The sequence below is a fragment of the Alkalibaculum sporogenes genome (assembly GCF_009362815.1).
In the GTDB taxonomy this organism is placed as follows: Bacteria; Bacillota; Clostridia; order Eubacteriales; family Alkalibacteraceae; genus Alkalibaculum_A; species Alkalibaculum_A sporogenes.
The window spans coordinates 84,614-109,495 of record NZ_WHNX01000006.1 but is presented as its reverse complement, the minus strand read 5'-3'; the positions used below and the strand labels follow the sequence as shown (position 1 = coordinate 109,495).

General features: G+C 29.8%; 26 protein-coding genes and 4 tRNA genes. 7 read left to right on the top strand and 23 right to left on the bottom strand.

The genetic code is table 11. The annotated features are described in order from the left end of the window. Positions 1-3: 3 nt before the first annotated feature. Positions 4-1,326, bottom strand: a complete 1,323-nt coding sequence (miaB, locus tag GC105_RS05355; protein ID WP_152802486.1) for a tRNA (N6-isopentenyl adenosine(37)-C2)-methylthiotransferase MiaB — start codon at positions 1,324-1,326, stop codon at positions 4-6. Positions 1,327-1,633: 307 nt separating this feature from the next. Between miaB and GC105_RS05350 the strand changes: the two genes are divergently transcribed. The 3 genes from GC105_RS05350 (at position 1,634) to GC105_RS05340 (ending at position 2,511) form a co-directional block, all read left to right on the top strand. Further along, entirely contained in the window at positions 1,634-1,822 is a 189-nt protein-coding gene (locus GC105_RS05350; RefSeq protein ID WP_152802485.1) for an alpha/beta-type small acid-soluble spore protein, read from the top strand. 158 nt (positions 1,823-1,980) lie between these two features. Next, entirely contained in the window at positions 1,981-2,169 is a 189-nt protein-coding gene (locus tag GC105_RS05345; protein WP_152802483.1) for an alpha/beta-type small acid-soluble spore protein, read from the top strand. A gap of 153 nt (positions 2,170-2,322) precedes the next feature. Beyond that, positions 2,323-2,511 carry an alpha/beta-type small acid-soluble spore protein gene (locus GC105_RS05340; protein WP_152802481.1) on the top strand — a complete coding sequence of 63 codons (189 nt, stop codon included), beginning with the start codon at positions 2,323-2,325 and terminating at the stop codon, positions 2,509-2,511. Positions 2,512-2,577: 66 nt separating this feature from the next. Here the strand turns inward: GC105_RS05340 and GC105_RS05335 are convergent, their stop codons facing one another. Continuing rightward, positions 2,578-3,147: a helix-turn-helix domain-containing protein gene (locus tag GC105_RS05335; protein WP_152802479.1), complete on the bottom strand. Its 570-nt coding sequence runs from the start codon at positions 3,145-3,147 to the stop codon at positions 2,578-2,580. Positions 3,148-3,464: 317 nt separating this feature from the next. Here GC105_RS05335 and GC105_RS05330 point away from each other — a divergent pair. The 4 genes from GC105_RS05330 (at position 3,465) to GC105_RS05315 (ending at position 3,970) form a co-directional block, all read left to right on the top strand. Further along, positions 3,465-3,541 (top strand) — tRNA-Pro (locus tag GC105_RS05330). A gap of 55 nt (positions 3,542-3,596) precedes the next feature. After that, positions 3,597-3,673: transfer RNA gene (locus GC105_RS05325), tRNA-Ile, on the top strand. 89 nt (positions 3,674-3,762) lie between these two features. Then, positions 3,763-3,838: transfer RNA gene (locus GC105_RS05320), tRNA-Phe, on the top strand. Positions 3,839-3,895: 57 nt separating this feature from the next. After that, positions 3,896-3,970, top strand: a tRNA-Thr gene (locus GC105_RS05315). Between the two features lie 789 nt (positions 3,971-4,759). Here GC105_RS05315 and GC105_RS05310 read toward each other — a convergent pair. From GC105_RS05310 to GC105_RS05210, 21 genes are all read right to left on the bottom strand, one after another. Continuing rightward, positions 4,760-6,769, bottom strand: a complete 2,010-nt coding sequence (locus GC105_RS05310; protein WP_152802477.1) for a bifunctional 4-hydroxy-3-methylbut-2-enyl diphosphate reductase/30S ribosomal protein S1 — start codon at positions 6,767-6,769, stop codon at positions 4,760-4,762. Positions 6,770-6,788: 19 nt separating this feature from the next. After that, positions 6,789-7,367, bottom strand: coding sequence for a lysophospholipid acyltransferase family protein (locus GC105_RS05305; protein ID WP_152802475.1), 579 nt, complete (start codon positions 7,365-7,367; stop codon positions 6,789-6,791). Then, positions 7,364-8,032, bottom strand: a complete 669-nt coding sequence (gene cmk, locus GC105_RS05300; RefSeq protein WP_152802473.1) for a (d)CMP kinase — start codon at positions 8,030-8,032, stop codon at positions 7,364-7,366. Before cmk ends, GC105_RS05305 begins: the two co-directional genes overlap by 4 nt. Positions 8,033-8,317: 285 nt before the next feature. Next, positions 8,318-8,752 carry a hypothetical protein gene (locus tag GC105_RS05295; protein WP_152802471.1) on the bottom strand — a complete coding sequence of 145 codons (435 nt, stop codon included), beginning with the start codon at positions 8,750-8,752 and terminating at the stop codon, positions 8,318-8,320. Between the two features lie 100 nt (positions 8,753-8,852). Further along, entirely contained in the window at positions 8,853-10,067 is a 1,215-nt protein-coding gene (locus tag GC105_RS05290) for a BaiN/RdsA family NAD(P)/FAD-dependent oxidoreductase (RefSeq protein WP_152802469.1), read from the bottom strand. A gap of 99 nt (positions 10,068-10,166) precedes the next feature. Further along, on the bottom strand, positions 10,167-10,727 hold the full coding sequence (mnmM, locus tag GC105_RS05285; RefSeq protein WP_152802467.1) for a tRNA 5-(aminomethyl)-2-thiouridylate-methyltransferase MnmM: 561 nt from the start codon (positions 10,725-10,727) through the stop codon (positions 10,167-10,169). 1 nt (position 10,728) lies between these two features. After that, positions 10,729-11,088 carry a hypothetical protein gene (locus tag GC105_RS05280; RefSeq protein WP_152802464.1) on the bottom strand — a complete coding sequence of 120 codons (360 nt, stop codon included), beginning with the start codon at positions 11,086-11,088 and terminating at the stop codon, positions 10,729-10,731. A 6-nt stretch (positions 11,089-11,094) separates the two neighbouring features. Then, on the bottom strand, positions 11,095-11,793 hold the full coding sequence (locus tag GC105_RS05275) for a pseudouridine synthase (protein WP_152802463.1): 699 nt from the start codon (positions 11,791-11,793) through the stop codon (positions 11,095-11,097). A 116-nt stretch (positions 11,794-11,909) separates the two neighbouring features. Then, positions 11,910-13,019, bottom strand: a complete 1,110-nt coding sequence (locus GC105_RS05270; protein ID WP_152802461.1) for a D-alanyl-D-alanine carboxypeptidase family protein — start codon at positions 13,017-13,019, stop codon at positions 11,910-11,912. 243 nt (positions 13,020-13,262) lie between these two features. Then, a complete protein-coding gene (scpB, locus tag GC105_RS05265) occupies positions 13,263-13,826 on the bottom strand; it encodes an SMC-Scp complex subunit ScpB (RefSeq protein WP_152802459.1) in 564 nt (187 codons plus the stop codon). Between the two features lie 10 nt (positions 13,827-13,836). Then, positions 13,837-14,550, bottom strand: coding sequence for a segregation and condensation protein A (locus tag GC105_RS05260; RefSeq protein WP_152802457.1), 714 nt, complete (start codon positions 14,548-14,550; stop codon positions 13,837-13,839). An 18-nt stretch (positions 14,551-14,568) separates the two neighbouring features. Next, entirely contained in the window at positions 14,569-15,201 is a 633-nt protein-coding gene (locus tag GC105_RS05255; protein WP_246169731.1) for a site-2 protease family protein, read from the bottom strand. Between the two features lie 54 nt (positions 15,202-15,255). Beyond that, positions 15,256-16,533, bottom strand: coding sequence for a diaminopimelate decarboxylase (gene lysA, locus GC105_RS05250; protein ID WP_152802455.1), 1,278 nt, complete (start codon positions 16,531-16,533; stop codon positions 15,256-15,258). Positions 16,534-16,868: 335 nt separating this feature from the next. After that, the gene (locus tag GC105_RS05245) at positions 16,869-18,014 is read right to left on the bottom strand and encodes a D-alanyl-D-alanine carboxypeptidase family protein (protein WP_152802453.1); all 1,146 of its coding nucleotides are present in this window, start codon (positions 18,012-18,014) and stop codon (positions 16,869-16,871) included. A gap of 304 nt (positions 18,015-18,318) precedes the next feature. Beyond that, positions 18,319-19,491: a phosphopentomutase gene (locus GC105_RS05240; RefSeq protein WP_152802451.1), complete on the bottom strand. Its 1,173-nt coding sequence runs from the start codon at positions 19,489-19,491 to the stop codon at positions 18,319-18,321. Between the two features lie 63 nt (positions 19,492-19,554). Continuing rightward, a complete protein-coding gene (gene spoIIM, locus GC105_RS05235; RefSeq protein ID WP_193708290.1) occupies positions 19,555-20,193 on the bottom strand; it encodes a stage II sporulation protein M in 639 nt (212 codons plus the stop codon). A 54-nt stretch (positions 20,194-20,247) separates the two neighbouring features. Further along, positions 20,248-20,778: an NUDIX domain-containing protein gene (locus GC105_RS05230; protein WP_152802447.1), complete on the bottom strand. Its 531-nt coding sequence runs from the start codon at positions 20,776-20,778 to the stop codon at positions 20,248-20,250. 312 nt (positions 20,779-21,090) lie between these two features. Beyond that, the gene (nrdR, locus tag GC105_RS05225; protein WP_152802445.1) at positions 21,091-21,546 is read right to left on the bottom strand and encodes a transcriptional regulator NrdR; all 456 of its coding nucleotides are present in this window, start codon (positions 21,544-21,546) and stop codon (positions 21,091-21,093) included. Positions 21,547-21,618: 72 nt separating this feature from the next. Beyond that, complete coding sequence (gene sigG, locus GC105_RS05220; RefSeq protein ID WP_152802443.1) at positions 21,619-22,395, bottom strand: RNA polymerase sporulation sigma factor SigG; 777 nt, start codon at positions 22,393-22,395, stop codon at positions 21,619-21,621. Between the two features lie 347 nt (positions 22,396-22,742). Beyond that, on the bottom strand, positions 22,743-23,456 hold the full coding sequence (gene sigE / locus GC105_RS05215) for an RNA polymerase sporulation sigma factor SigE (protein WP_343029963.1): 714 nt from the start codon (positions 23,454-23,456) through the stop codon (positions 22,743-22,745). A gap of 21 nt (positions 23,457-23,477) precedes the next feature. Continuing rightward, complete coding sequence (locus GC105_RS05210) at positions 23,478-24,380, bottom strand: sigma-E processing peptidase SpoIIGA (protein ID WP_152802440.1); 903 nt, start codon at positions 24,378-24,380, stop codon at positions 23,478-23,480. Between the last annotated feature and the right edge of the window lie 502 nt (positions 24,381-24,882).

Here is a 24,882-nt window from a genome sequence, read left to right as displayed (position 1 = left end):
GAATTATACTTGTACTCCATCTAGACTAAAAGTTTTGGCCTGAGTAATTTTTACTTTTACGATACTACCAATAGTATCTTTATTTCCTGCAAAATTAACTAGCTTGTTTGTTTCAGTTCTACCTGATAGTATTTCAGGATTGTTTTTACTAGGCCCTTCTACTAATACCTTTACGATTTTTTCTTTGTATTCTAAGTTTATTTTTTTACTTATTTCTTTTTGAACATCTAAAAGTTTATTTAATCTTTTATGTTTTATATCTTCTGCTATTTGCTCTTGCATTTTTTCTGCTGGTGTTCCACTTCTTATAGAATAGAGAAATGTATATGATGAATCAAATCCGCACTTTTTAACTACGTCAATAGTATCTAAAAACTCTTCCTCTGTTTCACCGGGAAAACCAACAATAATATCTGTACTAAGAGCTATATTGGGAATAATTTTTCTTATCTTATCAACTAGTAATATATAATCCTCTTTTGTGTACTTTCTATTCATTTCTTTTAGTATTCGCGTATTTCCAGATTGAAATGGCAAATGAATATGATTACAAACTTTTTCTTCTTCACTAATGGTAACTATTAGTTCATCTGATAAATCTTTTGGATGAGAAGTCATAAACCTAATTCTCTCTATCCCCTCTACTTTACATAACATCTTAAGTAGATCAGAAAATGATATAGGCATATCTAATGTCTTACCATATGAATTAACATTTTGACCAAGGAGGGTAATTTCTTTGCAACCAGTGCTAGCAAGACTTTCAACTTCTTTTATAATGCTATCAAAATTTCTGCTTCTTTCTCTACCACGTGTATAAGGAACTATACAATAACTACAAAAATTATTACACCCATACATGATAGAAACATAGGCTTTAAATGAGTACTTTCTATATGTTGGCAAATCTTCAATAATAAGTTGTCCTTCATCCCAAACATCTACAACCATCTCTCTTTTCTCCAAATAATTAGATAAGAGCTCAGGGAAAATATGTAGATTGTGAGTGCCAAATATTAAATCAACTTGTTTAAACTTGCTTCTAATTTGATTTACTACACTTTCTTGTTGCATCATGCAACCACATATACATAATATCATATCTGGTTTTTGTTTCTTTATATGTTTATACAATCCTAGATGACCAAACACTTTATCATCTGCATTTTCTCTCACACTACAAGTATTCAGAATCACAATATCTGCTACATTATCTTCATTAGTTGGACTGTATCCTAATTCTCTTAGCATGCCTGCAATTTTTTCTGAATCATTCTCATTCATCTGACAACCATATGTTGAAATTTTATAATATTTTCTTTCCATGCTTCACCTCTTTACAAAAGATTATTATATCAAAATTAAAGATTATTTTCGAGGAAATATCTAAAATACTACATTATTTTAGTTTTATTTATTTTAAATTCAAATTTAACTTAAAAATAGACATAAAGTGATACTTTATTCAGCAGGTTTTTTTTTCATTCTTTACTGAATATTAGTAAAACCAATCTGGTTTTTACAGTTAATGCGGAATAAAAACAGGTTTTTTTCCATTCTATCTATATATTACCTGATTATTATCTAGTATTTTATCCAAACTATTATTAAGAACAGAAAAGGAGGTGTAATCATGAGCAGAAGAAGCCAAAAATCAGGTCTACAACAATTCAAAGTTGAATGTGCTAGAGACTTAGATATCAATTTAAAACAAGGATATAATGGTGACTTAACTTCTAAACAAGCCGGTTCTATCGGTGGAGAGATGGTTAAAAGAATGATCCTTTCTTATGAAGAACAAGCTAAAAATAATCAACAATAGATAAATTTAAAAAATTATAAGTAGAGATTATTTATATATTATTCTCTAATTTATAAGATTAAATACTAAATTATAACTATTGATTGTAAAAAACATAATTTAACCTATTACTCAAAATATTTCCAGATTAATATATTAACATTAAAGGAGGTGTATTCATGAGCAGAAGAAGTCAAAAATCAGGTCTACAACAATTCAAAGTTGAATGTGCTAGAGACTTAGATATCAATTTAAAAGAAGGATATAATGGAGAACTAACTTCTAAACAAGCCGGTTCTATCGGTGGAGAGATGGTTAAAAGAATGATCCTTTCTTATGAAGAACAAGCTAAAAATAATCAACAATAATATATCTGTTTTACTATGAGGCTTTCAAGCCTCATAGTATACTTTGTTTCTCTAAATACTTACATAAATTAATAAAGTATTTACTAATATTACCTGACTATAATGGTTTTTTTGAAGCAAACTATTATTAACAACTTAAGGAGGTGAAAAAACATGAGTAGAAGAAGTCAAAAAGCCGGTTTAGAACAATTTAAAATGGAATGTGCTAGAGACTTAGATATTAATTTAAAACAAGGGTATAATGGAGACTTAACTTCTAAACAAGCCGGTTCTATCGGTGGTGAAATGGTAAAACGAATGATTCGTTCTTATGAAGAACAAGCTAAAAACAATCAATCATAAAGAATAAAAAACTATTAAATTAGATAAATATAAATAAATGGGACATTTGATGTCCCATTTTTAATACTACTTAAAAATCTTTTTAAACACAAATTTCTTTTGTTCTAATCTTGAATATTTTTCTTTAATATCTACTAGTTCATAGGTTTTTTCTTTAAGTCTCATTTTTAATTTTTCGTTTTCTGATTCCAAGACACTTTTTTCTTCCATAAAATGTTCACTTCTTAATTCTTCTAAATTAAGGTTTAACTTTTTCATATTTTGATTTATTTCATTAAAGTTATAAAATACAGCTTCGCTTAAATGTTCTAAGTGAACTGCCATTTCTGAGATATCAAATTCTTTCTTATTACTACTACTTAATTGTATATCTGTCGTTTCTGCATTTGAAGAAGTGTCTTCTTCTTCAACCGTTGGAGACTTAAGTATTTGTTTGATCTGATTATTATTATAACCTTGCTCCTTTAACGTTTTAATATATTGGAATGTCTCTATTTCTTTAGTAGTGTATTGTCTGCGATTATTCTTATTTCTAGGTACTGCTATATTAAATTCTCTCTCATAAAACCTTAATACATGGGCTTCATAATCTAGTAAAGTTGCGACTTCTGATATAGTATGCTTTTTTAAACCCAATTTAATCCCCCATTTTTAAAAATTTACTAATCTATTCTTATTTGTGAACTATTTGCAGTATGTAACTATAGATTTATATAAGACAATTACATAACATTATCTAAATATTAAATCTGGGTATGATTTATTATATTACTAATTTTGCGAAGATTATATTGAATTTTGTCAATAACATATAAATTTTAATTAAATTTCTCGTTTTTGTCATTGTAATTGTACTGATGACTTAAAAAAGCAACAGATTGCAACAATAGTTTTTTTTAGAATACGTTGACAAATTTTTTGATATGTTGTATATTATTAATTGTCATTAATCACGAGGTGTAGCGCAGTTTGGTAGCGCACATGGTTTGGGACCATGGGGCCGAAGGTTCGAATCCTTTCACCTCGACCATATTTTAAAGCAACTAGCTTTTAGTAATATCAATCTGCTAGTAGCAATCAAATGTGGGCTTTTAGCTCAGTTGGTTAGAGCAACCGGCTCATAACCGGTAGGTCCGGGGTTCGAGTCCCTGAAGGCCCACCATTTTTTTATCTTTAAGTTAAAAAAATGAATTTATTTATGTTTTATATTAATTCCCTAGTGACTAAAGCTAATTACTAATTATAAATTACGCCTTGATAGCTCAGTCGGTAGAGCAGAGGACTGAAAATCCTCGTGTCGGTGGTTCGATTCCGCCTCAAGGCACCACTAAGAATAGTGTCTTAGTTACTTATATCAATATAAACTACAATTTAATATTTATATGCTGGCATGGCTCAACGGTAGAGCAGCTGACTTGTAATCAGCAGGTTGTAGGTTCGATTCCTATTGCCAGCTCCATTTTATTCACAAAGTACTATACTATAGTGCTTTTTTTATCGTGAAGACAACGAGCCAAGCGAAAACGAGTTTTCGTAGGATTTTGTCACTAAAACAGACAAATAGCTTGCTAGTTTGGATGAGTTAGTGACAAAATCCGTAAATGAAAGCTTGCTTTCATTTGGCGACTGTCCGCGTAACCAGAAGTAACTAGCGAAGCGTATTGCTTCTGGTTGGACCCACTAAAACAGACAAACAGCTTGCTAGTTTGGATGAGTTAGTGACAAAATCCGTAAATGAAAGCTTGCTTTCATTTGGCGACTGTCCGCGTAACCAGAAGTAACTAGCGAAGCGTATTGCTTCTGGTTGGACCCACTAAAACAGACAAATAGCTTGCTAATTTGGCTGAGTTAGTGACAAAATCCGTAAATGAAAGCTTAGCTTTCATTTGGCGACTGTCCGCGTAACCAGAAGTAACTAGCGAAGCGTATTGCTTCTGGTTGGACCCACTAAAACAGACAAACAGCTTGCTAATTTGGCTGAATTAGTGACAAAATCCGTAAATGAAAGCTTGCTTTCATTTGGCGACTGTCCGCGTAACCAGAAGTAACTAGCGAAGCGTATTGCTTCTGGTTGGACTCACTAAAACAGACAAACAGCTTGCTAATTTGGCTGAGTTCATATTTGCTATATTACAAAAAATAAGAAAAACCATAGTTCTATATGATTTTTCTTATTTTTAATTTATAAGTATAAAGTTTATTCATCTATTTCGAAATCAATCTCTTTTTATACATATTTTATGTTATCCTATTTAAATAAATCACCAAATAAATCTCCCAAAGTAGGGCTTGCATCATCTTCTTTATAAACTGTAACATTTTCTTCTATTTCTTTTACTTGAGGTTCTAATGTTTCTTTAATACTTAAAGATATCTTTTTCTTTTCTTTATCTATATTTATTATTTTTGCTTCCACAACTTCTCCTGATGTAAGTACTGATTCTACATTTTCTACTTTATCGTGAGAAATTTCAGAGATATGAATTAATCCTTCCACCTGAGGTATAATCTCTGCAAAAGCTCCAAAAGACAATATATTCGTTATCTTTACTTGAACAACAGTATCTTTACTATAACTTTTTATAAATGTTGTCCATGGATCTTCTGTCAATTCTTTGATACTTAATTTAATTTTGGCATTTTCATGATCTAAATTTATAATTACTGTTTCTACTATTTCTCCCTCTTTAACTATATCACTAGGGTGCTTAACCTTACTATATGATAAATCTGAAATATGAACAAATCCGTCAATAGGACCTATTTCGATAAATACACCGTACTTCATAATAGATTTAACTTTACCATCTATCTTTTGTCCTACTTTTAAAGAATCAAAAAATTCATTTTTCTGTTTAGCGTCTTCTTCTCTTTTTATATTTTGTTCTTCTTCTAATATAACCCTTTGAGAAAAAATTACTTTGTTTTTCTTTTTATCGAATTCTATTATTTTCCCTCTTACTTCTTCTCCCATAAGAGTATTTAAATCTTTTATATATTTAAAGTGGTACTGAGATGCTGGCATAAAAACTTCTGAGAAATCAATGTCAACCATGAGACCACCCTTGATTACTTTAACGATTCTACCAGACATTACCCTTTCTTCTTGATAAGCTTTTTCTAACTCATCTTTTGCTTTTCTCTCTTCAATTCTTATTTTTGATAATTCAATATTATCTTGACCTATATTTAATACTAACACTTCTATTACATCCTGTGGTTTTACTAATGTACTTAAATCAGCATCAGGATTGTTAGTAAATTCATGTTTTTTAATAATACCATCTGTTTTATAACCTACATTGACGATTATCTCATCATCTGATGCAGATATAACCTTTCCTTCAACTACACTTCCTTTCTTTAAATTATTAAAGGTTTCTTCATAGCTTTCTTTCATATCATTTTCTATTTCGTTTTCTAAATTATTTTCCATAAAATCTATTACCTCCTCGATAATCCAACGAGGTGTTGAAGCACCTGCCGAAATACCTACTTTTTTATATTTTCTTATACTACCAATTTCAAGATCTTCTTTAGTCTCTATATGAATAGTATTTTTACAGTTTTGTTGGCTTATAACTACTAATTTTTGAGTATTTGAGCTATGATATCCACCAATAATTATCATACAATCAACTGAACTAGCAATAGTCTTAGTTTCATCTTGTCTCTCACGTGTTGCGTTACATATAGTATTAAATAGTACTGCATTTGGGTTTTGCTCGCTAATTTTATCTGTTATCTCTTTGTACAATGTATTTGTAATAGTTGTTTGTGCTACAACGCATATTTTATCATATTTATCTGTATTTGGCACACTATTTTTATTATCTACCACTAGAGCGTTATTTTCACACCAACCGTTAATTCCTTTTACTTCTGGATGATTTTTATCTCCGATTATAATAATTTTGTATCCGTTTTTATAATATTGATTTACTTTTTGTTGAATGCTTTTTACATAAGGGCATGTTGCATTAATAGTATTTAGGTCTTTTTCATCAGCTTCTTTTAAGATGTTTTCTCCTACACCGTGAGATCTAATGATTACAATTCCTTGACTTATTTCACTTAAATCTTCAATAGTTTTAACACCTTTTTTAGTCAACTTATCTATTACTTGCTTATTATGAATTATTGGCCCTAATGTATAAATATCAGTATTTTCATGTTCCTTTATTGCTTTTTCTACAGAGTCCACAGCATTATTTACACCGAAGCAGTAACCAGCTGTTTTTGCTATTATAAGTTCCATTTTATTCCTCTTCTTTTGATTAAGTTAATTTCTTAATCTCTTTCATAATTTCTAAGCTAATTTCTTCTAGTTTTTCTTTATTTACCTTTTTATCATGATATTCATCTAATAGAATAGGTTCTCCAATATTTATTAATATTTTGCTTCGAAACTTGTAATTGCCAATCAAACCTATAGGAATAACAGTTGCCTTTGATTTGATTGCTAACATAGCCATCCCAGCTTCTGGCTTCTTTTCTTCTTTTGAACTAACTCTAGTTCCTTCTGGAAATATTCCTAATGTTTTTTTATCTTTAAGAACTCTTAATGAATTTTTTATTGCACCTACATCGTTTTTACCTCTATTAATTGGAATTACCTTTAGTTGCTTTAAAAACCAAGATATAAAATTGTTTTTAAAAAGTTCGCTTTTTCCTAAGTAATGTACCTGTCTTGTAGTGCTCTTACAAGCTACTATAACCGGATCTGCCCAGTGAATATGATTTGAGCAAATAATTAAAGAACCACTATCAGGTATCTTATCAATTCCTACAACTTCGAATTTGTAATACATACTTATATATATATTCACTATAAATCTAACCATATAATAAATCATAGAATATCTCCTCCTTTTACACTACTTATAATATTAATCATCTCGCATACAACTTGATCAATACTTTTATCAGTAGTATCGATAATTAATGCATCATTTGCCTTTTTAAGTGGAGACACATCTCTTTTACTATCCATATCATCTCTTTTAATTATATCATTTTTTAGATCTTCAAATTCTACTTCTCGTTTATTGGCTAACTCATTGTACCTTCTCTGAGCTCTAATTTCAATGGATGCATCTAAATAAAATTTCACATTTGCATTTGGAAGAACAACAGTTCCAATATCACGACCGTCCATTATAACAGACTTATGTCTTGCTATTTCACGTTGCTTATCAACCATAATTTCTCGCACTCTAGAAATTTTAGAAATTGTGGATACATTTTTACTAACCTGTGATGAACGAATTTCATTATCAATATTTTGATTGTTTAAGTAAATAGAATTGTTCACAAAATTTATGTCTATTTTCTCAGCTTCATTAATTATAATTTCCTCTTTGTCTATATCTAAATTACACTTAATTATATGATAAGTTAATGCTCTATACATAGCACCTGTATCTAAATAATCAACTTCTATTTTATCTGCTAGTATTTTTGCTATAGTACTTTTACCAGCACCTGCTGGACCGTCAATTGCAATATGTATTTGTTCCATTTCTACCTCCTGATAGTACTTTTGTTTATTATGTTGTTGAAAAAAATATTCAGTTTTTACTCTAAAACGCATTATAGTTCGTCCCATATTTTTAAGTAAAAATAAATTTTTAGGAATAATAGTTTCACAAACAGCCACACTTACAAGAAAGCGTTTTTGACACGTTTCAAGTAAGATAGTAAAATTTGGACCTTATTGAGTTTGTTGAACTCTACTAATCTTATAAAAAAGCAAGCTAGGCTTGCAAATGAATCTATTAAAATATATCAATTATTTATAAGTGTTTCAACTTATTTCTTCTATTTTAACTTTAAATAAATAAGTAATACCTTTTGAACATTCATAAACACTACCTGTTTTAGGATTTGATATTTCTGTTGAGATATTTCTAACTTGAAACTCAACTAATTCATCTTCAGGATTTTTAATCTCCAAGACATCACCATCAAAGACCTTTAACTCCGATGTAATATCTATGTCGACACTTTCTCCGTTTAAGAGTAATGAAACTTTACTGGCATCAGACAGACTATACTTTATAAAACTATGAGGCGTATATGCTGAACTTTCTTCAAAACTAACTGCTGTCCCATCTTCATTTGCTTTTATCGTGTCTAATACATCATTATTAATAAATATTTGTACAAGAATAACTATAGTAAATACAAATATTATTGATGTTACTAGTAGTTTCTCAAATACAGAAACGGCATCTTTCATATTACCAACGCTCCTTTAAAAGTGAATTATAACTTTACTACACTTTCACTTTCCAACTTCCCTATTATCTTATGTATTTACAATAATTTTCATGCGAATATTAGCAATTTTCTCCTGCTAAATATCCAGTTGAGAAAGCAACCTGCAAATTGAATCCACCAGTTAAGGCGTCTACATCGATAATTTCTCCTGCAAAATAAAGACCACTGACAATTTTCGACTGCATAGTAGTTGGATCGATTTCTTTAACATTAATCCCACCAGAAGTTATGATTCCTTCGTTTAGAGGTCTTTTACTAGTTATATTTATAGCTAAACCCTGTAGTACATTTCTAATCTTAATTCTTTCTTCTTTAGTTACTTGATTTGTTTTTTTATTTTCATCAATTCCGCTTAGACGTATAATTACTGGAATTAGTTTTTTAGGAAGGAGATCATCAAGTGAATTCTTAAGATTTTTATTTGTATATTTTTCAAAATCTCTTATTATTCTATTGTCAAGAGTAGCTTCGTCTAAGGCTGGTTTTAAGTTAATTTTTATACTATAATCTTCATCTTCTCTCATAAGGGAGCTTAGAGATAATATTGCAGGTCCTGAAAGACCAAAATGGGTAAAAATCATTTCTCCCATATAATCTTTAATCAACTTTTCTCCTTTATATAAAGATACTAGTACATTTTTCAAAGACAAACCTTGCAATTCTTTTATAAATTCTTCCTCTGCAACTAAAGGTACTAATGCGCTTTTTAATTTGACTACATTATGACCTAATCTTCTAGCCCATTTGTATCCATCTCCTGTAGACCCTGTTTGAGAATAGGATAATCCTCCAGTTGCTAAAATTAAACAATCACACGAATATTCTTGACCACCCTGTAATAATACTCCCTTAACTTTTCCATTATCTACTATAATTTCTTTTACTTCACTATTTAATCTTATTTGTACGTAATTATCATTTAAATATTTTTCAAGTGCTTTGATCACATCACTGGATTTATCACTAATTGGAAAGACTCTATTCCCTCTTTCAATTTTTTCTTTTAATCCAAAACTATTAAAAAAACGTATAGTTTGATCATTACTAAAACTATAGAATGAACTGTACATAAAATTTTTATTAGTTATGATATTGTCGAACAAATTCTCAATTTCACAAGCATTAGTAAAATTGCATCGCCCTTTTCCTGTGATAAAAAGTTTCTTACCTAACTTTTCATTTTTTTCAATTAATAGTACCTCGTGTTTTATTGCTGCTGTTCCCGCTGCCATCATTCCCGCAGGACCACCACCAATCACAATTACTTTTTTCAAATAGTTTCATTCCTTTTTATATTTTATTTATCCCGCATTAACAAGCACTATTTCAAGAAGAAAAATGATAAGTGGGAAATTATTGTCAATTAGTAGTATCTACTTTATGCGGTATATAAATACCAAATATGGTGATGTTTTATCATTTAGACAAAAGTATTTTAATACTTTAAAATTTTTCTTATCTATTTTTTCTAGGTAATCTTCTACAATTAAAGCTTCAGCTCTACCCCCAGGATGAGACGTATAGACACATATGCTTATGATTCCTTCAATTCTTAAAAGATTAATACATTCTTGAATAGCGATAATTGTTGTTTGTCCACAAGTTACTATGTTTTGATCACTTTGTGGTAAATAACCTAAATTGAACATCGCACACCCAATATTATTGTTTACGTAATTACCAATATTTTCATGGCTGTCTTTAATAAGAGATACATTGCATTTTAGTTCTGATTTTATAAGTTTCTCATTAGTGCTATCAATAGCAGACTTTTGAATATCAAATGCATATACATGTCCTTCTTTTCCAAGTAATTTTGCTAAAAAAATTGTATCATTACCATGACCAGCTGTTGCATCAATTGCTATTTCACCTATTCTCAGTACCTTAGACACATAATTATGAGAAATCTCTATAATATTAAATATATTCATACTAGACCTTTCTACAATGTGTTCTATTTTTGAATTCTTGAATACTAATTATATTTTCACTTATCTTAATACTACTTCTATTTAGATAATCTACTGTATCTTCGTCGTAAATCACTATCTCTTCAAACCCTTGTGTATCGGCGTAATTTACTATAGTCTTAACAAGACCATCAAATAGAAATTCATCATCTATTCTCATTTCAGTAAAAATAAGTTCTATATCAGACTCACCATCGTATTTTATTCCAGCAACTCCTAATGTAGCTTCTCCTTCGCTTATCAAACATACATGGGTAGATTCTTCTTCATTAATATTAAAATTAATTAATTCATCTCTATTAAATATCTTTATTTCTATCATGTTCCTTCACCTCAATAAATTGATTTCTTTATCTGTTAAATACCTAAACTTACCAACCTGTAGGTCACCTAAATGCAATTGACCAATACTTATTCTTGTTAATGTAATTACAGGATGACCTATTTCTTCACACATCTTTCTAATTTGTCGATTTCTACCTTCCCAAATTATTATCTCAACTAACGTATTATCTCTATCTTCCCTTATTATTTTAAAAGACGCTTTAGAAGTCTTATAATCGTCTATTACTAAGCCATTTTCAAACTTACTTATTTCCATCTTTGTAGGTCTGCCTTTTACTTTAGCAATATAAGTCTTATTGATATGGTGTTTAGGATGAGTTAGTGAATAAGTGAAATCTCCATCATTAGTGAGTAATAAAAGACCTTGTGTATCGTAATCTAATCTCCCAACAGGATAAACTCTGCTCTTAATCTTAATTAAATCTAACACCGTTTTGCGACTAAAATTGTCCTTAACAGTAGAAACGTAGTTTCTAGGTTTATTAATCATAATATATATCTTTTCTTCTTCAACTTGTACTTGTTTATTATCAAATAGTATCAAATCTACATTGGGATCAACCTTAAACCCCATGTCTGTAATTATCTCATCATTGACCCTAACTCGTCCATTTTTAATGTGTTCCTCACACTTACGCCTAGAATCTATACCTTGTGTAGCCAAGTACTTTTGCAATCTCATAGTTCTCACTCCTATTAAGCTATAATTATTATAGCTTAAATCATTTGTACATTTGTATATATAATTCAAAATACATTCAAGTCAACTTATCTATTACCAAAGTACCGATAATAGTATCAGAAAGTAAAAAAATCTCTAATATTTTCGTTTAAAAACTTTATATAGTTTTTTTCATACACCTTTTGAGGGCTATACAACTCTTTACTATAAACGAGTTTATCCTCTACGAAAAATTCAAGAAGTCCAACTTTTTGCTTATTGAAGATTGGTGCTCTAATGTGTTCATCTATAGTAAGGGTTCGTTCTATATTTTCTCCCTGTTTCAGTGGAATGTCAACATTTTCATTGGAAATAATCTTAATTTGTTCATTGATTCCATCTTCTATATAAATAGTCGCTATATACTCTCCTTTTTTCAAGGCATTCTCTTTGTTATAATTTTCAAATCCATAGTCAAGTAATATTCTTGATTCATTCCAAATATCCCAAGCATCTAGTACTACTCCAATTACCTGCATCTCAGCTTGAGTCGCAGAAAAAACTAGACACTTTCCAGCAGCCATGGTATATCCCGTCTTTACTCCATTACCTCCTTCGTATCCGGTAAGAAGCTTGTTCTTATTATAAATTACCCTCGTTTGATCATTAACTTGAATCTCTGTTTTGGTAGTACCAATAATTTTTTTGAAGTCTTTATTTTTAAATGCATACTGAGTTATTAACGCCATATCTCTTGCTGTTGTGTAATGCTCATCATGATGAAGACCATGAGGATTCATAAAATGCGTGTTATTTGCGCCTATAACTTCTGCCTTTTTATTCATCAACTCGACGAAATTCTCTTCACTGCCAGCAATATGATTTGCGATAGTATAGGCTGCATCATTACCTGATCTCAACATTAGAGCATACACTAAATCTTCCAGTCTAATTTCATCATCTTTGTTAATATAAATTGAAGAACCTTCAACATAGGCAGCTTTATCATCTACAACGACAATATCACTTAAGTCTCCATATTCTAGAGCAACAATAGCAGACATTATCTTAGTAGTGCTAGCCATAGGTACTACTTGATCAATATTTTTATTATATAGTATTCTGCCTGTTTTTTCTTCAATAAGAATCGCAGACTTTGCACCTACCTCTACTCCGTAAGTAGTGATAGGAAATATTAAATTAAATAAAATAAATAAACATAAAACAACCACGTACTTCTTTATCATGTATTCCTCCTAGTTATCATTTATGATAAGATTTTAGTTGATGCTTGATTGAATAACCTATATCATAAATGTATTAAAATTTATTTGCTTTTAGAATTAGATTTTTTAACAAGATTTTATAAACAGATAATTACATCGAATTTTTCTGATATATCAAATTAATATATGACTTTATAAAAAGCTCTTACCATATCTTGGATAAGAGCTTACTAATTGGATCATTTAGTATTATACTTTTGTTTCTTAATCTATTTGTATTGCTACTTCTTCATGTTCCTGACTATGTACACTTGCAACGAACACCTCATATTCAGGTAAGTCATCTAGGTTAGTAATACCTGCATACTTCAAGAATTCAAATGTAGTTTCATATAAAAACGGTTTTCCTGGAGCATCTAATCTACCTGCTTCTTTAATTAGATTTCTGTCTATTAAAGTTTGCAAGGAGCTTGAAGATTTTACACCTCTCAAATTCTCTACTTCTACTCTAGTAACAGGTTGTTTATACGCTATTATTGATAGAGTCTCTAATGCTGCTTGGGATAGCCCACTTGTACTTCTCTCATTCATAAGACTGTTAATATACTCGTGATATTTGGGTCTAGTACAAAATTGATATTTTGTATTTATTTGAATTATCTGGATGCCTTTTTCACCTGAATTATAGCCATCAACTAGTTCATCCATTAATTTCTTTGTTTCTTCCGTAGAAGTATCTAATGCTTGTGCAATCTCTTGTAATGAAATTGCTTCACCTAATGCAAACAATATTGCTTCGATAGCTGCTTTTAAATTAACAACATCCATGTTATTCACCTTATACTTTCGAAATAATTATCTCACCGCATGTTTTGTATTGAATAAATTTTATAACATTCTTTTTTAAAAGTTCTAATAATGCTAAGAAGGTTACGACTATATTAGTACGAGTAGGACGATGTGGAAATAAACTGCTAAATTCTACTGTCTCGTTATTATCTAGTTGCGTTATAATTTGCTTTATTTTGTCTTCAATTCGTATAGTTTCACTCTGAATTTTATGTATTATTATTTCTTCATCTTTAGCTTCTATCTTACTCTTTGCTATAACCTTTTTAAAAGCTTCTAATAAACTATTTATATCAATATTAGTAATAATATCATCATTGATTAATTGATATTCTGGATCTTTATAAAAGATTTTAAGATATGTGTCCTCTTTACTTTTAATGAATCCACTTATTTCTTTAAATATTTTATAATCATAAATTCTTTGAGCCAATTCATCTCTTGGGTCAATTTCTTCACCATTTTCATTTTCCTCAATTGGTAAAAGTAATTTAGATTTTAACTGAATTAAATGTGCAGCCATTACTATAAATTCACTAGATAACTCCATGTTATATTCTTTAAACTGATTTATATAATATATGTATTGTTCAGTAATTTCTGAAATAGGAATATCAAATATATCAATCTCATGTTTCTGAACTAAATGTAGTAGTAAGTCTAATGGACCTTCAAATTCTTGTAGCTTGATTTCATAATCCATTTTTTTCTCCTTCGGGATTTATAGAAAAAATTGCACAATCGCAACTAATACATTCATGGTCACTGATATTGCTGGTTCTAATATCATGCCTAACACATTGGTAAAAATAAGAATTAACAATATAATATAACCATATTTTTCGTATTTCCAAAAAAATGTTTCTAATTTTTCTGGTAAAATACTAGCTAGTATTTTAGAACCATCTAATGGAGGAACAGGCAAACTATTAAATACTGCAAAAATTATATTATACAAAAACATCATCTCAAGGATATTGTACCATATACTATAACTAGTATTTATCAGTGCAATCGCAATTAGTGACAACAGTGCTAAAATAATATTAGTAATAGGACCAGCAATTGCAACTAACAATGTTCCTTGTCTTCGATTTTTAAAATAACTAGGGTTGTACGGTACAGGTTTTGCCCATCCAAAACGTAATATAAGCAAAGATAAAAATCCAACTGGATCAATATGCTTTATTGGATTTAAAGTAAGCCTACCTAAATCCTTTGCAGTTGGATCTCCCAATTTGTATGCTACATAACCATGAGCCAATTCATGAAAAGTAATTGATATTAATAGTGCTGGCAAAATATATAATATTGACATAATATTTTGCAGAACTGAATTTAATGTATTTGACAATCCCTTGCCTCCCTCTTTTATTTTTGTAATACTGAAATAATTGTCATCACTTTATTACTTATACCAGCTTGGCACTCTGTCCTTAGAGACTATATCTTCATAGGTTTCTCTTTCTACTATAACTTCGTCCTTATCCCCTTTTAATAGTACAACAGCCGGTTTTGGGAGTCTATTGTAATTACTTGCCATTGAGTAATTGTAGGCACCTGTATTTAATACTGCTAAAATATCTCCTGCTACAGGATTAGGTAATAGTATATCTGATATTAAGGTATCCGTTTCGCAGCATTTACCACTTATTGTAACTAACTCTTCATCTTCTTCGCTAAAATTAACCTTATTAGCAACAATTGCGTGGTGTAGTGCATTGTATAGTGCTGGTCTTGGGTTATCAGCCATCCCTCCATCAACACTCACATATTTTCTTGTATGAGGTATTTCTTTAATAGTTCCCACTTCATATAAGGTAATACCTGCTGTCCCTATTATATAACGACCTGGCTCAACAATAAGCTTAGGAATGTCTAAACCATTTTCCTTACACTTATTTCTTACTGCTTCAAGAAGTTTATCAAGATAAATTTCAATTTCAAATATAGAATCGTCTTTTAGATAAGGAATGCCAAACCCTCCACCTAAGTTTAGCTCATTGATGATATGACCATTAGCTTTTAATTCTTTCATCAAATCAAGCATAATTGCACTTGTTATTAAAAATGGTCTTTCATCATATATTTGAGAACCTATATGACAATGCAAACCAATAATATTAACGAATTCTAAATCTTTATTGTCTTCAAATAAAGATTTTACGAGCTTAAGTGGTATTCCAAATTTTGAATCAACTCTACCAGTTTGCACATATTCATGAGTATGTGCTTCAATACCAGGTGATACTCTAAGAAAAACATTTTTCTTTGTCTTTGCTTTTTTGCATAAATCATTTAATAGTTTTAACTCATACTCACTATCTACAACTATCTTACCCACATTATATTCGATTGCCATCTTCATTTCACTTATAGACTTATTACTGCCATGTAAACAGACCTTATTCATAGGAAACCCAGCTTCATAGGCTGTAAATAATTCTCCTCCAGAGACTACATCTAGAGATAAACCTAAATCATTAATTATTTTACACATAGTCATATTTAAAAAAGCTTTACCTGCATAATTAATTTCATAGTCTATATTTTGCTTATCAAATGCTTCTATAATTCCATTAGCATTATCTCTAATAATATCTTCACTTATTGCATATAATGGTGTACCGTACTTTTTAGCAAGCTTTACTGTATCGTGATTTGAGAAAATATAGTTTTTTGTCATTTTAACCCTCCGCAAATAATAATATATATGATTATACATTTAATTAATAATAAAGACAAGAAGCTATAGAACAAACTACTTGTAACACATCTAAGTACAATATAATAGTTTTAAATTTTAGTGATAATCTGTTTTATTATAATAAAGTGAAACTTTATTCAATAGGGGCTTTTTTATCATCTTGAAATTGAATATTGTTGCCCCTGTCAGGGTTGGCGTGGCTAGTAGCAACTGAAAGGAGCTAGAAGCCCGCAACCTACGGCGGGAGTCTTAGTGCGTGTTAATGCGGGATAAAATAAAGCCTCAATACTTATAAAAGTTATGAGGCCTTCTTGTTAAAACACTAAAAAGTCTTTATATAATTTATTAAATAATCCAAAGAAAGTAATTTTTTCAACATCTTGATCTGCTAAAAGATCTATTTTTTTAACTTCTTTCCCTTTTTCTTTTACAATTAATTCACCAATCTTATCTCCTTTTTTAATAGGTGCATTTATATTGTCTGGAATATTTATTTCTTGTTCAAATTCTTTTGTTTCATTCTTAGGCAATAGTTGACCATATCCTTCTTTGGTTACCAATTGGATTTTATCAATATCACCCTTATTAACAATTATTTCACCCATTGCCTCATTAGAATCTACTACATTTTCTTTTTTATATTGACTAAACCCATAATTGAGTAATTTCATTGCTTCATCAAATCTTTCATTTGATGATGGAGCATTTAATATAACTGATACCAGCCTCATAGACCCTTCTTTTGCAGTAGCAGCTAGGCAATATCCTGCATCATCAGTATATCCTGTTTTTAAACCATCTACTCTATTATCTCGCCTTAGTAACTTATTTGTATTAGATATTGTACGTACTTTATCATTGTTTTTACCAACAGTTATATCCGTCATCCAAATCGTCATATAATTATGAATTTCTGGATATTTTAATAGTTCTCTTGACATTAAAGCAATATCATGAGCACTGGTATAATGTTCCTCTGCTGGCAGACCATTAGCATTTTGAAATTTTGTATCCTTCATACCTAACTCGCTTGCTCTATCATTCATCATTTGAATAAATAATTGATAGTCTCCAGCAATATGTTCAGATAGTGCTACAGCAGCGTCATTTGCAGATTCTACTGCTACACCTTTAAGCAAGTCTTCAATACTTCTTTTCTCAGTATATTCTAAATAAAGTTGTGATCCACCCATGTCAGCAGCTAATTCACTTATTGTTGCTTCATCAGTTAATTTAATATTCCCTTTATTTATTTCCTCCATGGTGATGAGCATTGTCATTATTTTTGTTATACTTGCTGGTGGAAGCATTTCATGAGAATTTTTTTCAAAGAGTACTTGTCCTGAATCTGAGTCTATTAAAATAGCAGATAGCGATTCTATAGATAAATCATCAGCTCGTACAGTAGCAAAGTTAAATAACAAGAGACATGATATAAACATTATAATTATTTTTTTCATATATAAACCTCCATTTTAATTGTTAACTATAGTGTATGGATACATAATCAACCATATACAAAAAAAATTGGTTGCTTTACAACCAATTTAAGACAAAAACTAATCTACAACTCTAAATATCTGCTAGTATCCACTTGAATCATATCTTTGTTCTTGTTTATTAAGTGGTCTAGTTATCCAATGAAGGTATTTACATATATCTCACGATGCAACAATTTTCCTATTTTCATTTTGTCCAGTAATAACAGGTACTAATGCTCCCAAGATAAGTGGGAGATTAAGAAAACCCCTACTTAATAAAGTTTCACTTTAATATATCGTCTATAAACGATTCTCCATTCTTTATTCCTTTAACCTGTAAAACATCACATATTGTTGCACCAATATCCGCAAAAGTCTTTCTAATACCTAAATTTACATTCTGTACTTTTTTTCCATAAACCAATATTGGTATATACTCTCTCGAATGGTCTGTGCTATTTGTGGTTGGATCACAACCATGATCAGCATTAATAACTAATATATCTTCATCACTCATCTCTTCCATAATTTCAGGAAGCCTATTATCAAACTCTACTAAAGCCTTAGCGTAACCAGCTACATCATTTCTATGTCCATAATGCATATCAAAATCTACAAGATTAGCGAATATTAGCCCCTTCTTATCTGAACTCATAAATTTTAATATACAATCAATACCCTCTTGATTATTTTCCATGGTTACTGTATCGGTTATTCCTCGTCCAACAAATATATCGTTGATTTTCCCTACACCCATAACAGATAATCCAGCATCTTTAACTGCATCTAGAACCGTCTTCCCAGTGGGTACTAACGAAAAATCATGCCTATGAGAAGTTCTAGTATAGCTACCACTACTCTTACCAATAAATGGTCTAGCAATGACTCTCCCTACGCTTAGATCGTCTACTAATAGCTCTCTAGCAATCTTACAGATATTATATAACTCATCTAAAGGTATAATATCTTCATGTGCTGCTATTTGGAATACACTATCAGCAGAGGTATACACTATAGGTTTTCCAGTTCTAACATGTTCATCTCCAAGTTCTTGAATAATCTCAGTACCTGATGCAGCATAATTTCCTATGACTTCTTTATTAATCTTATCTTCAAATTTTTTAATAAATCCTTTAGGAAATCCATCTGGAAAAGTAGGAAAAGGCTTGTCTAAAATAATACCTGCCATTTCCCAATGTCCTGTAGTTGTATCCTTACCAGGTGACTTCTCCATAGCCTTACCATAGGCTCCTATTGGTGTTTTAGGTTTTGGAATAACACTTACCCCATCTATACAACCTAAACCTAAACATTCTAAATTTGGTAGCTTAAAACGCTCTACACTACGGTAAATATTTTCTAAAGTGTTACTTCCTTCATCTCCATACAAATGTGCGTCAGGTAATTCTCCAATTCCTACACTATCTATTACAATCCATATAACTCTCTTACTCATAGTAATCTCCTTGTTATCAATTTTCTATAGTATTTCTAATTTATCTACCCTTGCACTCTCTACTTAAAACAGTTTATTAGAGAAGAAGATCATAAAAATAGGTGAAATATAAGCTTCAAAGGCACAGCCTAGAGCTGTTATAGCATAACATACCAAAAGGGATAAGGTGTAGTTCAATATATTATGTATATTTCTCTTAAAATACGAACTTGAAGAAAACTTATTCTTATTAATATATTTATTGTAGGACATAAGTATTGAAATTAGAGAGCTAAATATTAATCCTACTATGTACAATATGTTTTGAGGAAAAATTACTAGTAATGAAAATAATAATCCCATTAAATACAACTCGTCTAGTATAAATCCGATAGTAAAACCTAATATAAATCCCTTTATTAATACTAATGTTGGGATTAATAACATTCCAATAGAAAACATTCCTAAGACTAGTATCAAAACATATACTTTTATATTATCAAATAATAGTTGTAAAAACATTCTATTCTTATTTATATCTTCAGTATTGCCTAAGACCTTAAAAAAATTACTTAAATAATTGATTAACTCTGTTTTTTGGACATCTGTTAGAGTTTTTACACATAATGTACCTAATACTATCCCTATCACAAATACTGTACATAATATCAAAAACGTTCTTTTATTTATTGAGATAAATCTAGTTATGTCTCCCTTATTCAAAAAAATCTCCTCCTTATGATACAAGTTATGCGTATCTAGAGAAGATTATGATTGTTATATTTTCAAATAGTTAAATGCTAGTAATAAGGCAGCTAATGTCTTTCCATCATTTATTTCCCCACATTTGCTCATACGAAGTACTTCACTAATTTCAATCTCTTCTATATTGACGAATTCATCTTGATCAAGATTCATCTCACCAATTGTAAGATCATCTGTATAATATATGTGTATACATTCATTAGTATAGCCTGGGCTAGTAAATATCTGACCTATTTTTTTTATGCTATTTGCACTATACCCAGTTTCTTCCTTTAGTTCTCTCTTGGCGCAATCTATAGGATCTTCATACTGATCTAATTTTCCAGCAGGTATTTCTAAAATATTTTGATTTATAGGTTTTCTAAACTGTGATACAAGTATTATTTTATTATTTTTAATTGCTACAATGCCACAGCCACCAGGATGAGATATAATTTCTCTATAAGACTCATTCCCATTGTGCAATTCTACTTTTTCTACTTTTAAATTTATAATTTTACCGTTATATATTTCTTTAGATTCTATCGTCTTCTCTTCATACATGTTAGACCCCCCCTACTTATTTGCAAATAGAAAACATATTTCTAAAAATCATTAAAAATAATATCGCTACTTAAGCTTTCAAATTATAATATTAGAATAAGGTGAAACTTAATCCCGCACTTAGCTTTTTTATCATCTTGAAAGCACTTCTCTATCATAAAATAAAGATCCCAGTGGGATCTCCAGTCTAATTAATTATCTAAGCTTAATAATCAGAGATATTGCTTTAATATTTTAAAGTGAATTTAAGCTTCAACATTTTTAATCTTTAACATTTAATCCATAATTATTGTTCCTTATAAACATAGTAGATTACTTTTCATTTAACAATTTATTTAATTCTGACATAAAAGTGTTTATATCCTTAAACTGTCTGTATACAGATGCAAACCTTACATATGACACTTCATCAATAGTTTTTAAATGATTCATTATCATTTCACCAATGAATTGCGATGATACTTCTCTCTCTAGACTTTGATAAACTTCTTTTTCAATAGAATCGACAATGTCCTCTATTTGTTTTATAGATATTGGTCTTTTTTCACACGCTTTAATAATACCGTTCATGATCTTATTACGGTTAAATGCTTCTCTTTGTCCGCCTTTTTTAACAACCATAAGGGGTATATCTTCTACTTTTTCATAGGTAGTAAATCTCTTTGTACAACTAAAACATTCTCTTCTTCTACGTATAACGTTTCCATCCTCAGTAGGTCTAGAATCTACGACCTTACTATCCATATGGTTACAAAACGGACACTTCAAGCTAACTCCCCCATTCCAAATTTAGCTAGCATTATTATACATTAGTAAAGATTACTTGTCTATATTATAAGACTAATTTGTCATAGTCTTCTTTATAGAATGTAGTGCATTCTTTTCGACTCTAGATACTTGGGCTTGTGATATTCCTATTTCATTAGCTACTTCCATTTGTGTTTTCCCGTCAAAATACCTCATCTTTATAATCAATTTTTCTCTACCATTTAATTTCTTAATTGCTTCCATCACTGCAATATTTTCTATCCATTTCTCATCTTTATTTTTTTCATCTTGAATTTGATCCATAATAAAAATTGCATCACCATTATCATGATAAATTGGTTCAAATAAAGATACAGGATCTTGAATAGCTTCTAGAGCAAAAACAACCTCTTCTCTTGGTAGTCCTAATTCCTTTGAAATTTCCATAAGAGAGGGTTCTTTAACACTCCTTAGCACTAATTCATCTCTAACTTTTAATGCTTTATAGGCTATATCTCTAAGCGATCTACTTACTCTTACAGAATTATTATCTCTTAAATATCTCCTAATTTCACCAATAATCATAGGAACAGCATAAGTAGAAAATCTTACATTATGGGATAGATCAAAATTATCAATAGCTTTGATTAAACCTACACATCCTATTTGAAATAAATCATCTAAATTTTCGCCTCTATTATTGAATCTTTTTATAACGCTTAGTACTAATCTAAGATTTCCTTGTATAAATGTTGTCCTCGCATTTTGATCTCCTTTATGAATCTTCTTGAATAATTCCATCATTTCCTTATTTGTTAAAACAGGTAATTGGGAAGTATTTACACCACAGATTTCAACTTTTTTTAACATGTGTGTCATCCTTTCTCAAAATGCATTTTCTTATGTTAGATTATTACCCGGTTAAGTATTTATATTCAAAGATTCAATGCCAGTTTTTTGTAATTTGCCTGTATTTCCTTTCGAATAAAATGTAAAAATTTCTGAAATATAGCAGTACTAAGAGTTTACTCTGCTCACAATAGGTATATTATTCCAATATTTTTTTTTAATATAATTTATGTTGCATATAGATATTTCTTTATACAGAAAAAAGATAAAAGTTATCATTAAAAACTAACATCTTTTATCTTTTTATTTCTTATGTCTTTTTTATTATATTAGTTAAGAATATATTACCCATTGTCATTAAATTGACATTAAATCGTCATTTTATAGATTTCTTTCTTTAATCTCTTTAAAATCTTCTTTTCTAATCTTGATATGTAAGACTGGGAGATATTCATTTCTTCTGCAACTTCCTTTTGAGTTTTAGAATCTCCATTATTTAAACCAAATCTAAGTTCCACTATCATCTTTTCCCTTTTGTTTAAATGGTTCATGGCAATATTCAGTAATTGAAATTCCACTTGTCTCTCAATGTTATTTTGTGTTACATCTTCTTCCGTACCTAGGATATCTGAAAGAAGTAATTCATTCCCATCCCAATCAATATTCAATGGTTCATCAAAGGATATTTCCATTTTTATTTTACTATTCTTCCTGATAAACATAAGAATCTCATTCTCTATACACCTTGACGCATATGTAGCAAGTTTAATATTTTTGTCAGGATCAAAAGTATTTACTGCCTTTATCAAACCAATTGTACCAATAGATATTAAATCTTCTATAGATATACCAGTATTTTCAAACTTTCTTGAAATATACACCACTAATCTAAGATTACGCTCAATTAAAGTGCTCTTTGCACTCTCTTTATCTGTTCGTAGCATTTCAATAAAGTATCTTTCTTCATCTGCCTTTAAAGGTGGCGGCAGTGCTTCGCTACCACCAATATAATGTACAAAGTTCTTTTTATGATAATTAATGATAATTAGTAGTTTGGAAATATATAATCTCAATTTTATCACTAATTTAATAATACTATCCAATTAAAATCCTCCGTTCATATATAGTAATTTTGGATTAATGAGAGCTTGAAATTCACGATGTTGGGAAAGTCGTGTCTTGCAAATTCCAATGTAGGATTTATCAATCCTAAGAGTATTCTCATTATCATATAATTCAATATAATCACACTGATAACATAGCATATATGAATTTATATCTTTGTTAACAGTATGAAAGGGAACAAAACGTATTTTTTTCAGTATTTCTATCTCCATTATTTTTTTATCGATGTCATAATCTAATTTATCATCATATGTATAGTAATAATTTTTTAATCTTAAAGGTAGTATCTCTTTTATAGCTTCATATTCCACTAGAAGAATAGGTTTACCATTAAGAGGATCTGTTACATGACATCCTGTATCTGTAAATCCTTTTGTATATAATGTCTGTGAATTTAGCCCAATTCTAATGTCCAAAATATTTGTTTTTCTTAACTTAATATCTATCATTAATTCCCTAGCCTTTATCACAACTAGTATACCAATAAAAACACCAATCGTTATTGTAGATGACTTCACGCCATTAATATTTAAAGTCATATTAGAACTATGATTGCTCAATATGATTATGGCTATGACACAGCCTCCAAATAACAAAGATATTGAATAAAATAAAAGCATATAATTTGTGAATTGTTTAATGTTTATAGGATAGAAAGTAATTATAATTATAAATACTGATAATGCTATTTTAAAACTAAAATGAGTGAATATAATATACTTAAATTGCATAATTGAATATATAGCACCAAGTAATGCACCAGGAATAATTCTTAGCCACTTAATTCTTTTCCTTAGAATTTTTGCAGTGATCATTAAAATTATAAAGTTAATTAAGAAATTTTCAATTAAAACAACCTCACCATAAATATAGTAGTTCAAATCTGTTCACCCTTTTTATTGTTTTAATCATATATCAGTATTTAAACTAATAGTATCTACTTTTTTATTTTATACTTTTGCCAGATTGTCTAAGCTCTAATATATTATATATTTTAGATTTCCAGAATTATGTCACAAAGAGGAGAAAAAATGAAAAAAACACCTGCATAAACAGGTGTTCTAATTATCGCGAATTAATGAGCCAAGTGGCTGCTTGCAGACATTTGGCGACTACTGCGTAACCGTCGCAAAGCGTATTTCTTGTGGTTAATACAATTAATTGTTATCAGATGGTAACCGACGACTCAAAGCCAAGGAGAAAACAGGTGAAACCTGTTTTTCCTTGGCTTTGCTGAGGAAATGTCTGATATCATACATTTAGCGATTGTCATAATGTCCGTAAATAAAGTGAAACTTTTTTCAGTAAGGGTTCTCTTCATCCCCTACTGAATATTGATTATTGTGGTTACGCATTAAATCGTATAAAAGACGAACTCTGTAC